Annotated in this window: 9 protein-coding genes and 1 tRNA gene; 4 read left to right on the top strand and 6 right to left on the bottom strand. The window is 72.9% G+C overall.

The annotated features are described in order from the left end of the window. Window positions 1–9: 9 nt before the first annotated feature. Window positions 10–1,443: a trypsin-like peptidase domain-containing protein gene (locus tag J2S42_RS23905; RefSeq protein WP_307242572.1), complete on the bottom strand. Its 1,434-nt coding sequence runs from the start codon at window positions 1,441–1,443 to the stop codon at window positions 10–12. 156 nt (window positions 1,444–1,599) lie between these two features. Between J2S42_RS23905 and J2S42_RS23900 the strand changes: the two genes are divergently transcribed. Continuing rightward, window positions 1,600–2,817: a DUF4032 domain-containing protein gene (locus J2S42_RS23900; protein WP_307242570.1), complete on the top strand. Its 1,218-nt coding sequence runs from the start codon at window positions 1,600–1,602 to the stop codon at window positions 2,815–2,817. A 116-nt stretch (window positions 2,818–2,933) separates the two neighbouring features. On the opposite strand, the gene J2S42_RS23895 is transcribed toward J2S42_RS23900, so the two are convergent. Further along, window positions 2,934–4,826: a potassium channel family protein gene (locus J2S42_RS23895; RefSeq protein WP_307242568.1), complete on the bottom strand. Its 1,893-nt coding sequence runs from the start codon at window positions 4,824–4,826 to the stop codon at window positions 2,934–2,936. A 146-nt stretch (window positions 4,827–4,972) separates the two neighbouring features. On the opposite strand from J2S42_RS23895, the gene J2S42_RS23890 reads away from it, so the two are divergent. Then, window positions 4,973–6,118 carry a hypothetical protein gene (locus tag J2S42_RS23890; protein ID WP_307242566.1) on the top strand — a complete coding sequence of 382 codons (1,146 nt, stop codon included), beginning with the start codon at window positions 4,973–4,975 and terminating at the stop codon, window positions 6,116–6,118. A gap of 84 nt (window positions 6,119–6,202) precedes the next feature. Here the strand turns inward: J2S42_RS23890 and J2S42_RS23885 are convergent, their stop codons facing one another. Further along, on the bottom strand, window positions 6,203–9,415 hold the full coding sequence (locus tag J2S42_RS23885) for a S8 family serine peptidase (RefSeq protein WP_307242564.1): 3,213 nt from the start codon (window positions 9,413–9,415) through the stop codon (window positions 6,203–6,205). Between the two features lie 50 nt (window positions 9,416–9,465). Continuing rightward, window positions 9,466–10,491: a sensor histidine kinase gene (locus tag J2S42_RS23880; RefSeq protein ID WP_307242562.1), complete on the bottom strand. Its 1,026-nt coding sequence runs from the start codon at window positions 10,489–10,491 to the stop codon at window positions 9,466–9,468. 59 nt (window positions 10,492–10,550) lie between these two features. On the opposite strand from J2S42_RS23880, the gene J2S42_RS23875 reads away from it, so the two are divergent. After that, window positions 10,551–11,021 (top strand): MSMEG_6728 family protein, encoded by a 471-nt coding sequence (locus tag J2S42_RS23875; RefSeq protein WP_307242560.1) that lies wholly within the window; start codon window positions 10,551–10,553, stop codon window positions 11,019–11,021. On the opposite strand, the gene J2S42_RS23870 is transcribed toward J2S42_RS23875, so the two are convergent. Together J2S42_RS23870 and J2S42_RS23865 are read right to left on the bottom strand one after the other, a co-directional pair. Then, window positions 11,018–11,179 (bottom strand): hypothetical protein, encoded by a 162-nt coding sequence (locus J2S42_RS23870; RefSeq protein WP_307242558.1) that lies wholly within the window; start codon window positions 11,177–11,179, stop codon window positions 11,018–11,020. The genes J2S42_RS23875 and J2S42_RS23870 overlap by 4 nt on opposite strands. 99 nt (window positions 11,180–11,278) lie before the next feature. Further along, window positions 11,279–11,352 (bottom strand) — tRNA-Thr (locus tag J2S42_RS23865). 272 nt (window positions 11,353–11,624) lie between these two features. Here J2S42_RS23865 and J2S42_RS23860 point away from each other — a divergent pair. Then, window positions 11,625–12,710: an ABC transporter ATP-binding protein gene (locus J2S42_RS23860; protein WP_307242557.1), complete on the top strand. Its 1,086-nt coding sequence runs from the start codon at window positions 11,625–11,627 to the stop codon at window positions 12,708–12,710. The last annotated feature ends 186 nt before the right edge of the window (window positions 12,711–12,896 follow it).

Raw genomic sequence — 12,896 nt, 5'->3', positions numbered from 1 at the left:
GCTACCGGGTCAGACCAGCGACCTGATCCGCTCGTACAGCAGGTCGGCGCGCACGCCGGAGTTCGGGCAGCCGCCGAAGTGGTGCAGCGCGACCACCTTGTTCGTGGTGCGGGACAGCACCGGCGAGCCGGACGAACCGCCCTCGGTGTCGCAGTAGTACGAGACGTCGCTGGCGGACGCGTACCCGGTGTAGGACGGGTTGTCGACCGCGCAGTTGCTGCCGCGCTCACCCGAGGCCATCGCGATCGCGGTCGGGTCACCGGCCGGGTGCTGCGGGATGTAGAGCTGCGTGCCCGCGGCCGGCCGCGCGGTGTCCAGCGTGAGGAAGCCGAACTTCTGCACGGACGCGAAGCTCTCCACCGTGAACAGCGTGAAGTCCAGCGTCCGGTCGGTGGCCAGCACCTTGTCGCCCCAGACCTTGGTCGACTGGTAGACGTCGTACCCGCCGCACCGCGCGCACTGGTAGTTGAACCACACCTCCGTGTTGTAGGCGTCCTTGGAGGTGGAGAAGCAGTGGTTGTTCGTGACCAGCCGGTTCTGCGCGCCGACCCGCCACGCGGTGCACAGCTCGGTGCCGTTGATCAGCAGCCGGGCCACCGCCTTCGACCGGGTGTAGGCCATCGGGTTCGTCGACCGGTAGCAGACCGCGTCCGACTTCTCGTCGCCGCCGCAGACGCTCTCCTCGCGTCCCGGTCCGGCCGGGCCGGGCGTGGCCTCGCGCGCCTTCTCCAGCTCGTGGGCGGCCTCGACGCGCTCCGGCCTGGTGTAGCCGCGGGCCACCCGGTCGATGCCGACGCCGAGGTCGGCGAGCGCGCTCTTCAGGCCGAGCGGGTCGGTGCCGCCGGTGTGCAGCTCGACCACGGCGGTGTCGCCGGAGACGGACATCGCCCAGCGCTCTCCGTCCCGGTCCGGCGCGTCCGGGTTGAGCACGGCCCGGGTCAGCCCGGTGACCGCGTCGCGGGAGACGCCCTCGTACCGGTGCGATTCACGGCCCTGCGGGTCGGAGACCGTGAGGTAGTCGCCGGGCAGCAGCGCGATGCGGCTGAAGTGCACCTTCACGTACTCGGCACCGGGGAACCGGAGCGTGGTGCGCCGGGCCGCACCGGCGTAGCCGAGCGTGCGGTCCACCCGCTCGACCGTGCCGATCGGCTGGCCGGCGTCCGCGGTCTCGCCGTCGCGCGCCGCGCCGGCCGGCTCCGGCACCGTGGCCTTCGCGGACGGCGCGGCCGGCGTGGTGGTCACCGGCCGCGGCGCGGTCGTGGCCTCCGGCGTGGCCGATTCAGCCGGGGCGTCGGGGGTACGGACAGAGGCCGCCCCGGCAGCGTTCCACACCGCCACGGTCGGGGTCCCCGGCTCGTCGCCACCGAGGTAGCCGATCGCTCCGACACCGGCGAGCGTGACCGCCGCACACGCCCCGACGACCAGACTCCACCTTCGCCGCATTCCGCTCCCGCTTCCGATATGTCGCAGTCCGAACGATTGATACCTGTCGCATGCCGGACGACCAATTGGATAGACCGGACAATTGAGCAGATCTCGTCACTGTGTAACGAGCCACGATGAGCCGCGACGCGCCGCGGAAAACGGCATGCTTAGTACGTGCGCATCACCTCCGCCCTCGTAGACCCGGCGTTGCTCGACCTTCCCTGGTCGACACCGCTGGAGCAGTGGCCCGCCGACCACCTGGTCGCGCTGCCACAGGGCATCTCGCGGCACATCGTCCGGTTCGTGAAGCTGGCCGGCACCGTCTACGCGGTCAAGGAGACCGGCGAGCGGGTGGCGGAGAAGGAGTACGACCTGCTCCGCGCGCTGGAGCGGATCGGTTTCCCGTCCGTGGAGGCGGTCGCCGTGGTCTCCGACCGGCAGTCGCCGGACGGCGAGCCGCTGGACACCGTGCTGGTCACCCGCCACCTGCAGTTCTCGCTGCCGTACCGGGCGCTGTTCTCGCACACGCTCCGCGAGCACACCATGATCCGGCTGCTCGACGCGCAGGCCGCGCTGCTGGTCCGCATGCACCTGACCGGCTTCTTCTGGGGTGACTGTTCACTGTCCAACACGCTGTTCCGGCGGGACGCGGGCGCGTTCGCGGCGTACCTCGTGGACGCGGAGACCGGCGCGCTGCGGCCGAAGCTCTCCAACGGCCAGCGCGACGAGGACCTGGACATCGCGCGGACCAACATCTTCGGCGAGGCGCTCGACCTGCAGGCCGCCGGGCTGCTGCACGAGTCGATCGACCCGGAGATGATGTCCGACGAGGTGATCAAGCGGTACGAGCGGCTCTGGCACGAGATCACCTACGAGCAGGAGGTGCGGCAGGACTCCCGGCACCACATGGAGGGCCGGATCCGCCGCCTCAACGAGCTCGGCTTCGACGTGGCCGAGGTAGCCATGTCGGTGTCGGAGAACGGCAGCTCGTTCCTGGTCCGGCCGAAGGTGGTGGACGCCGGCTACCACGTGCGCCGGCTGTTCCGGCTGACCGGACTGGACGCGGAGGAGAACCAGGCCCGGCAGCTGCTCAACGACCTGGACACGTACCGGGCGGAGAGCGACCTGTCGGACGAGCAGCAGGCCGCGCACCGCTGGCTGACCGAGGTGTTCGAGCCGGTGGTCCGCGCGGTCCCGGCGAATCTGCGCGGCAAGCTGGAGCCGACCGAGCTCTTCTCCCAGGTGCTCAACCACCGCTACCGGCTCTCCGAGGACGCCGGCCGCGACGTCGGCCTGGCCCCGGCCGTCCAGTCGTTCCTCAACGACGTGCTGGTCCACCGGCCGGACGAGCAGGCCGTCCTCGGCGTCGAGCCGGACGCGCTGCTCGCCTGACGGCTCTCGACGCCGGACGGCGAGAACGACCAAGGCGATTTTCCCGCTTCCGGCGTGGCCACGTCCCGAGTGCTCCCGCGGGCACCGGTTTCGCCGTCGGTCACCGGCGAACCCGGTCAGGGGCGGTCCGCCATCGAGGCGCTCTCCGGGGCCGGTGGGTTGGCGGCGGCGATCAGGTCGCGCAGGCCCTGGCGGCGGGCGACCACGACCAGACGGTCCCCGGCCGCGATCGGGTGGTCGCGCGGTGGCGTCCAGTCCACCCGGGCCGAGCCGGTCGTGGCCAGGCCGATCACCCGGGCGCCGCCGGGGCGGTCCGCCGCGTCCAGCCGGGTGCCGACCAGCGTGCCGCCCGGCGCGACCGTCACCTCCGCGACCAGCAGCACGTGCCGGGCGACCGGGATGGTCGCCTTCACCTCGCGGTCCATCATGGCCTCGGCGAACGCGGGCGCGGCCAGGTAGGAGACGCTGCGGGAGATCGCGATCTGGAACGCGCGCTGGATCCGCCGCGCGAAGTCGCCGTCGTAGAGCCGCAGCACCACGCGCAGGTCCGGCTTGATCCCGCGTGCGTTCAGTGCGGCCTGCAGGTTCGTCACGTCGTCGGTGGACGCCACGACCAGGGCCTGCGCGCTGCCGGCCTGCGCGGCCAGCAGCGTCTCCTCGCGCGCGGCATCTCCGGTGATCACCGGCACGCCGAGCCGCCGGGCGAGCGACACCCCGCGCGCGTGTGGGTCCTTGTCCACCGCCACCACGTCCACGCCCAGGTCGTGCAGCTGGGCCATCACCCGCATGCCGACCGTGCCGAGGCCGACCACCACCACGTGGTCGGAGTGCGGGATCGCGAGCCGCCCGGCGGCCAGCGCGAGCCGCGCGTTCACCACCGCGCCGACCACCGCGGCCGTGATCAGCGGGATCAGCGCCAGCCCGGCCAGCGTCAGCACCAGGTCGGTGACCTGAAGGACGAGGTTCTCCGCGAGATTCCGCTCCGCGCCGATGACCGTGGTGAGCACGGTTTGATAGACCGCGCGCCAGATGCCGATCGACCCGCCACCGAGCCGGGTCAGCTCCCGGGCCTGCACGCCGCCGCTGATCAGGATTATCCCGAGCACGCTGAGCAGCGCCACGCCCAGCTTCCGGTCGACCAGCGCGCGACCGGCCCGCAGCAGCACCGCGACCGGCCGCCGCCGTCGCCGCCGCCGCCGTAGCCGTCGCGCTGCCACCTCGGTTCCGGCCGGCCGTCCGGTTGCCTCGGCCAGCACGATCTCCGCGCGGCTCTGGTCCTCCGGCAGGATCTCCGGCTCCCCACCGACGGCCACATCCAGCTCACCACCGGTGGGCGCGTCCTCGCCACCCGTGGCCGCGGCCCGCGCGTTCGTCCCGCCGCGCTCGGCCGGCTCCTTGTCGCCGCGCACGGATGTGGCCGCCAGCCCGGCGACCACGGTGGCCGGTGCGACGTCGCCGCGCCGGGCCACGAACATGGTGCGGCCGGCGAGCCGGAAGTGCGTCGGGTCCGGTTCGCCCAGCGCGGCCGCCACGAACGCGGGCGCGGCCATCGCGGCGTCGGACAGCACCGCGCTGTCGTCGAGGACCTCGCGGGCGCGCGCGGCCAGCTTGCCGTTGAAGACGCGCAGCACCAGCCGGATGCCGGGCGCGGCCTCCCGGGCGCAGAGCGCGGCGTGGATGTTCGTCACGTCGTCCGGGTGCACCAGCGCGAGCGCGGCCGCGTCGGTCAGGTCCACGCTCTCGAACGCGGCCTCGTCCAGCCGGCCGGCGACCAGCGTGCGGACCCGGCGCATGGTGAGCAGCTCGGGCAACGCGGAGATCTCCGGCACCAGCGCGGTGACCCGCACATCCGGACGCGCCGCCAGCAGCTCGTTGATCAGGCGTAGTGCGAGCTGGTCACGCCCGCACACCACGTAGTGCGGTGCCCGGTCGGCGCCGGTGCCCCGGCCGTTCCACCACCGGGCGAGCGCTCGCCCCCGCCCGCTCGGCGAAAGATCAGCACTCGCCATTCCGCGATCATATGCACGTCGGCCAAACCTGTCCGTTCGGCGCGAAACGCCCGCTACGCATGGTTCGTTGCTCTTTGAGGACCATCGAACCTTTCGTCGCGCCGCATCGGCGGGAGAGCCCTTCCGCCCCGAAAGGAGCACCCTTCATGAACAAGTGGCTGACCCGCGCCGTGGGCACCGCCGGCCTCGCCGGTGGCTTCCTCCTCCTGACCGGCGCCCAGGCGCAGGCCGCCCCGGCCGACCCGGAACTGCTTCCGCTCTCCGACCTACAGGACGGCGGACTGCCGCTGCTGTCCGACCTGCTGGGCAACGCGGCGTCAGCACCGGCGGGCGGATCGGACAGCCTGCTCGGCGGGCTGCTCGGCGGCGGGGAGATGACCGGGCAAACCGGGATCACCCACCCGGCGGCGCAGTTCCTCGGCATCGACCCGGACGCCGGCCGCCGCTCTGAACTGGGCGGTGACGGCGGGCTGCTGGGCGCGCTCACCGGACTCAGCCGGCCGGCCGAGACGCCGCGGCCGGGTCTCTCCGGGCTGCCCGGGCTCACCATGCTGTCCGCACTGACCGGCCAGGACGCCGCGGTGGCGGACCGCGCGGACGAGCGCCCGGTCGCGTCCCGGCCCGGCCGGCACCGCGCCAAGCCGAGCCCGACCCGCACGGTCCCGGCACAGACCACGCCGCGCCCGGCCGGTGCACACCGCGCGGACGACGGCCCCCGCCACGCCGCGGTCTCCGCACCCGGCGACGGCTCGCGCCGCACCACGGCCTCCGCACCCGGCGACGGGCCGCGCGGCACCGCGACGCCCACGCCGGACGACGGCCCGCGCGGCACCGCCGCATCCGCGCCCGGCGACAGCCGGCGTCGTACCGCCGCACCCGCACCCGACGACGACCGCCGCGCGATCACCGGCTCCGGCGGTGACCGGCGCAGCGCCGCCGCGCCCGGCCGCCGCACCGCCCCCGCCGCCGCACCCGCACGCCGCACCGCCCCCGCCGCCGCACCCGGCCGGCGTACCGCGCCCGCGCCGGATGCCGGCCGGGGTGGCGGCACGGTCACCGGACACCCGGCCGACTCCTGGGCCGGGATCCCCGGCTCCCCCGCGGACGACAACGCCATCACGGTCACCCCGGGCCAGGACGACCAGGGCTTCGGCCGGGCGCCCGTGCACCTGGCGGAGACGCCGCGGCACCAGGCCGAGACACCGCAGCCGGCCGAGTCCCCGGCTCGCGCCCGCCCGTCCACCCGCGCCGGTGAGCGCCCGGTGGCCGGCCTGGATCCCGACTACTCCTGATCCGGTTCTGGTCCACGACATCCGGTTCCGCTCCAGGACGCAGGGCCCGGCTCCACGGTGGAGCCGGGCCCTGTGCCGTTCCGGTCAGGAGCCGAGCGTGACCGTCGCGCTGCCGACCACGGCGCCCTGATCGGTGACGACGGACATCTCGCCGGCCAGCGACCGTCCGCCGGCCGCCTCCGACGCCACCGTCAGCGAGCCGCTGACCTTAGCCGTACCGCCGGGCTCCAGGCGTACGACATCGCCGGGTACCGCCACCGCGCCGAGCTTCGGCGAGAAGTACGCGTCCCGGTAGTCGAACGACGTCTTTCCGTCCGGCACCGAGTAGCCCTGCACCACCACGCGGTACTCCCCCGCCTCCGGGTCGGTCAGCGACACCGACTCGACCGCGTCGCCGTCCGCGGACGAGGCCAGCGGCGTGTCCGAGTCGCCGCGGTAGACGAACAGGTCCAGGTCGGCCGCGACGTCGCTGGTCCCGCCGATGGACACGTCCAGCCGCGCGGTCCCGGACGGCACGGTCAGCGTGGACTCCAGCCGCTCGTCGCTCGCGATGGCCGGCCGCCGGGTCGCCACGCTGCCCAGCGGCCCGCCCCGCGCCACCACGCGGACCGGCCCGAACCGGTTGCGCAGGTCCCAGCTGAGCTTCTTGACCTCGCCCACCTTCACGGTGCCCGGCTTGGACTCGGCCGGGGATACCTCGACGCCCTGCACGGCCGCGGTGATCCGGTACGGATTCACCAGCATCGGCGACGTCCGCCGCGCCTCCACCTCGATCTCCCAGATGCCGGAGAGCGGCTTGCGGTAGTCACGCTCGATGCCCGCGCACGGCGACACCGGCTCGAAGTTCGGGTAGCAGCCGGTGGTCGCGGTCGGGTCGGCCGGCACGCCGTACGGGTCGATCGCCACGAACCGGGTCTGCGAGCCCGCGGCCAGCCCGGACAGGTTCACCTGCAGCGCCTCCGCCCCGTCCGGCACCTCCACGAAGTACGACCGGGTGGCGTTCCGCTCGATCTTCCCGCCCGCCTCGAACGCGTACCCGGGCGCGGTGACCGGCGTGGCCGCGACCACGGTCGCGAACACCTCGAAGTCCAGCACCGGCGTCGCCGGGTCGTCCACCGTCATGATCGCGCTGTGTGCGCCGGGTGACGGCCGCGCTCCGGCCGTGACCGTGACCGGCTCGTTCAGCGGCAGCGTCACGGTTTTCGCCGCGGAGAACGTGCCGTCGTTGCCGATCCAGCCGAGCCGGTGCGCGACCGGGTGCGCCGGGCCGCTGGTCCGGGTGAGCGTCACCGGGTACGCCTTCCACTCCCACGGCTTGTGCCCGCCCTCCCCGGCCGGGCACCGGTTGTGGATGCCGCCGCCGCGGCCGGGCAGCGGCTCGTCGCCCGCGCCGATCAGGTCGGACAGTGCCGTACAGACCGGCGCGACCGCGGTGTACGTCCGCGTCTCCAGGTCCTGCCAGAGCAGCTTCCACGCGGCCGGTACGTCGATCAGCCCGTACCCCTGGGCGAACGCCGGCACGCCGGGCAGGTGCGACGCGGAGGTGTAGAGCGCCCGCCGCAGCTGGGCCGGGGTGAGCCCGCGGTCCTGCGCGCGCGCAGCGGAGAGCAGCAGCGTGGCCGCGCCGGTCGCCTGCGGTGACGCCATCGAGGTGCCCTGCAGCATCGCGTACCCGGTCGGCAGCGTGTATCCGGCCTGTGCCACCGGCGTGCCGGGCAGCCAGGTCGGGATGCTGGAGATCGCGGCACCCGGCGCGACCAGGTCCGGCTTGAGCCCGCCGTCCTCGCGCGGCCCGCGCGACGAGAACGGGTGCATCGCGTAGTCGGCGGAGACGGCCGAGCCGTAGTTCGCGGCCCACGTCTCGCGGCTGATCGTAGAGCCGACCGAGACCACGGCACCGGCGGTGGACGGGTCACCGACCGTGTTCAGGCCGGGCCCGTCGTTGCCGGCCGAGATGAACATCTGCACGCCGTAGTCGGTGACCAGGCGGTTGTAGAGCAGCACCCAGGCGTTGCGCCCGTCGTTCAGCGCGGTCAGGCCGCCGATCGACATGTTGATCACGTCGACGCGCCGGTTGAGCACCATGTCCACCATGCCGTCGGTGAGCGCGGCGTAGGTGCACCCGCCGCCCCACGTGCAGGCCCGGCCGGACACGATCCTCGCGCCCGGCGCGGCACCGTCGAACGCGGCGTTGCCCAGTAGGTCGTTGCCGGCCGCGATGCCGGCCACGTGCGTACCGTGCTCGCTCTCCAGAATGCCGATGTTCACGAAGTCGGAGCGGGTGCCGGAGACGTCGACGTCCTCCCGGTACTCCACGGTGAACGCCATCCGGTCGATCGCCTCGGTCTTCGGGTCGTCGGTTCCGAAGTGCCCGATGTCGTACCTTTCCCGGTACGGCCGCATGACCGGCTCGTCCGTGAAGCTCTTGTCCCGGTCCGCGTCCACCCGAACGTCGTGCGACACCGGGTCGTAGAGCACGCCGAACGCGTCCGTGGTGTCGCCGTCCCGGTTGACGTCACCGGACGGGTCGCTGGCCTTGGTGATCGACTCGTAGAACCAGTTGAACGCGTACGACCCGGCCGGTGCCGTGAACCGGGCGCCGCCGACCTCGAACGACGGGCCGGTGACCGGCAGGTTCATCCGCAGCCAGGTGGGGTCCTCGAGCGGGTCGGTGGCGGTGAACACGTCGACGATCTTGCGTTCGCCGGTGGTGGTCCGTTGCAGCGCCGGGTGGTCGACGTCCACGCCCGAGTCCATGATGCCGATGGTGACGCCGCGCCCGTCGTAGGCCGGATGGGTTCTGATGAACTCGACCGCGCCGGTCTCGCCGGTGGGCAGGAAGGGGTTGTCCGCGGGCGTGCCCTTCCCCGGCCCGCCGCGCGACTCGCGCGCGGCCGCCGGGCCGCCGCCGGCCAGCCCTTCGGACGGGTCCGGGCGGAGCACCACCGAGTCCAGGTCGATCGCCTCCACGCCGTCGAGCCGGGCCGCGTCGAGCACGGAGCCGGTCGGCATCTTGGCCAGTACGTACCCGAGCCGGTCGACGCTGCGGGAGACGGAGCCGCCGAGCCGGGTGAGCCGGCCGGCGACCGCGGACGCGCCGCCCCTGCCGGTCGCGACCAGCACGGTGACGGTGGACCGGCCGTCGGCCCGGGCCTCGGCGAGCCGGCGGGCGTCGTCGGAGCCGAGCGTGTCGGCGGCGGGCGAGGTCTTGGGTGTGCCGGACGCGGCGGCCGGGCCGGGAAGCCCGGGCCCGGTCAGGCCGCCGACCAGCAACGTGATGAGGAAATATCGCAGCACACGGGCAGGCTATAAGCCTTTATCCGTATATGTCCGATTGTCGAGAAGACTTAACGCTTTCGTCCCGTACCCTTGCCGCTCTTCTCGCCCCGCCGGTTCTTGCCGGCCGCGGCCGGCTTGGCCGCCTTCTCCACCGGCACCGCCAGCCGGACCCGCCACCGGCCGTCGTCCTCGGCCGCGGACAGCTCACCGCGCACACTCTCGGCGCGCTCCCGCATGCCGCGCACTCCGTGCCCGGCTGCCGGTTCCGGGCCGCGCCGCGACGGCACCGGGTTGCTCACGGTCGCCACCAGCCGCGCGTCCACGACCTCCAGCCGCACCTCGACCGGCTGCCCCGGCGCGTGATTGAGCGCGTTCGTCAGCGCCTCCTGCACCACGCGGTAGACCGCCAGCCCTTCACGCCGGCCGAGCCGGACACCCTCCGGCGCCACCATGGTCAGCGCCATCCCGGCGGCCCGCATGATCCGCACGAGTTCCGGTAGGTCGGCCAGGCCGGGCACCGCGCGCTCCCCCGGCTCGATGTCCCGCCGGAGCACACTGAGCATGTCGCCGAGTTCCGCGAGCGTACGCCGCCCGGTCCCGGCGATCGTGTCGAACGCGCGCTCCGCCGCCTGCGGCCGGCTCTCCACCGCGGCCGGCCCGCCCTCGGCCAGCACCACCATCACACCGATCGCGTTGCTGACCAGGTCGTGCATCTCCGGGCCGATCAGCGCGCGCTCGTCCGCCGCCTCGCGGGCCGCGTCCGCCCCGGCGCGGTCCGCCTCCGCGCGTTCCCGCGCGGCCTCGGCCAGCGCACGGGCTCGCTCCGCGTCGTCGCGGCGTTCCTCGGCGCGCGCCCGGGCCTCCTCCGCGGCCAGCCGCTGCCGGCGCAGATCCGTGGTGACCTGGCGGAACTCGCGGGCGGCGTGCCGGCCCTCGGCCGCACGCGGCGCGAGCCACGCGACCGCGGTGCCGAGCGCCACGATCAGCACGCCCTGCCACCAGCCGGAGCGCGCGATCGCCAGCACGAGCGTGAGCGACAGCGCCACCGCGACCGGCAACCAGCGCGTGACCATCATCCCCACCTTCTCCGGCAAGCGCCCATTCTTACCGGTCGCGGGAATGCGCGCTCACCCAGTGGGTACTCCGATCAGCGATGCAGACATTCCTGCCTTATCCCAATTTTCTGGAGAGCGCCCGCGTGCTCGACGGCAAGCGCCTGGGCAAGCAACGCGCGGAGACGCTCCAGGTGCTGCGCGGCCTGACCCGGCCCGGGTACGGCTGGCGCAACCACCCGGCCGTCAAGATGTGGCGCGGCTTCGAGGAGGCACTGGTCCGGTACGGCCTGGACGTGTGCGTGGCCTGGCAGGAGCGCGGCCATGCGGACACGGTCGCGGTCACGCTGATCGCGGACTACGCGGCCGGCCGGCGGGAGTCGCCGGCCGACGTGACGATCCGTTCGCAGGCGCAGCTGGAGCGGGTCTGCGCGGTGCCGCCGTGGCTCGGCGACGACGCGTTCCACCTCAGCCACCGCTCCTCCCTGCTGCAGAAGGACCCGGACCACTACGGCCCGATCTTCGGCGACATCCCGGCCGACCTGCCCTACGTGTGGCCGGTGGCCGCCTAGCTCTCCTGCGGCGCGGGCGATTCCGGGGCGGGACGGGGCGGGCGGGCCGCGCGCGCCGCGGACGCGACGCCGAGGCTGCCGAGCAGCGCCGCGCCGCTGGCGATCCCGAAGAGGTGGCGGCGGGAGGATTTCAGGTCGTCGGTCCGCGGCTCGGTCATGGTTCCGGCCTTCCGTCGAGGGGAACGATGTCACCCTCAGTTCGGCTGACAGGCGCGCAGCGTAACCACTTCGCACCTCGCAAAATCCTTGGAGAGATGAGCCCCCTGTCGGATTCGAACCGACGACCGCTCGCTTACAAGGCGAGTGCTCTGGCCATCTGAGCTAAGGAGGCGCGCGTGACGCCCCGCCAGCATAGCCACTCCTCGCACGCGCGCAGACCTTTACCCGCTCGCCGTACCATTTGTCCGGTTATGCCGTTGGAGAAGACCACTCCAGGCCTTGGCAGGGCCCACAAACGCGTTTACGGTGGCGTCACACGGGTGACATTCGCCGCACCGTCAGGCACGACGGAGATCACCCCGAGGGTCGGTGGAAGCACCGGCTCGCTCCTCTTCACTCGGATCGTCCGGCACGTTCCTGCCGGTGAAAGGAAGCAGCCACACCATGGCTACGGTCACCTACGCGAAGGCGTCCCGCGTCTACCCGGGCACCGAGCGCCCCGCGGTCAACGAGCTCCAGCTGGACATCGCCGACGGCGAGTTCCTGGTCCTCGTCGGCCCGTCGGGTTGCGGAAAGTCCACCTCGCTGCGCATGCTCGCCGGCCTGGAGGACGTCGACGGCGGTCAGATCCTGATCGACGGCCGCGACGTCACGCACCTCCCGCCGAAGGCACGCGACATCGCGATGGTCTTCCAGAACTACGCGCTCTACCCGCACATGACGGTGTACGAGAACATGGCCTTCGCGCTCAAGCTGCGCAAGACCTCCAAGGCGGAGATCGACCGCCGCGTGAAGGAGGCCGCCGGCCTGCTCCAGCTGGAGGACTACCTCTCCCGCAAGCCGAAGGCGCTCTCCGGCGGTCAGCGCCAGCGCGTCGCCATGGGCCGCGCCATCGTGCGTGAGCCGCAGGTGTTCCTCATGGACGAGCCGCTGTCGAACCTCGACGCCAAGCTCCGCGTCCAGACCCGTTCGCAGATCGCGAGCCTGCAGGCCAAGCTCGGCATCACCACGGTCTACGTCACGCACGACCAGGTCGAGGCCATGACCATGGGCCACCGGGTCGCGGTCATGCTGGACGGCAACCTCCAGCAGGTGGACACGCCCCGCGCGCTCTACGACACCCCGAAGAACGTGTTCGTCGCCGGCTTCATGGGATCCCCGGCCATGAACATCAAGACCGTGTCGCTGGTCGACGGCGGCGCCGACTTCGCCGGCATCGTCCTCCCGATCACCCGGGAGAACATCGAGTCCGCGCGCACCGGCGGCGACAAGGTCACCGTCGGCTTCCGCCCGGAGGACACCGACCTGGTCAGCGCGAGTGAGGGCGGCCTGCCGATCGTCGTCGAGCTGGTCGAGGACCTCGGCTCGGACGCGAACGTCTACGGCCACGCCGAGATCGGCGGCACCTCCGAGCGCTTCGTCGTCCGCACCGACCGCCGCCACATGCCCAACATGGGCGAGACGGTCTACGTCAAGCCGCGCGCCGACAAGATCCACCTCTTCAACGCCAAGACCACCGAGCGCATCTGATCACTCGGGCGCACTCACCAGGGGCGGTTCCTCCGGAAGGAGGGGCCGCCCCTGCGGCGTTCGCAGAGCACTTTCTACCCGCTTCCGGCGGGCCGAGTCCCGCATGCTCCCGCGGGCAACGGTCGTCGCCGGCGCTCCTCCCTGCGCGGTCCGAGGCGGCAAGAGCGAAGAACGGGCCGGAGCGCC

Source organism: Catenuloplanes indicus, assembly GCF_030813715.1.
Classification (GTDB): domain Bacteria; phylum Actinomycetota; class Actinomycetes; order Mycobacteriales; family Micromonosporaceae; genus Catenuloplanes; species Catenuloplanes indicus.
This window is presented reverse-complemented; position numbering and strand designations above follow the sequence as displayed.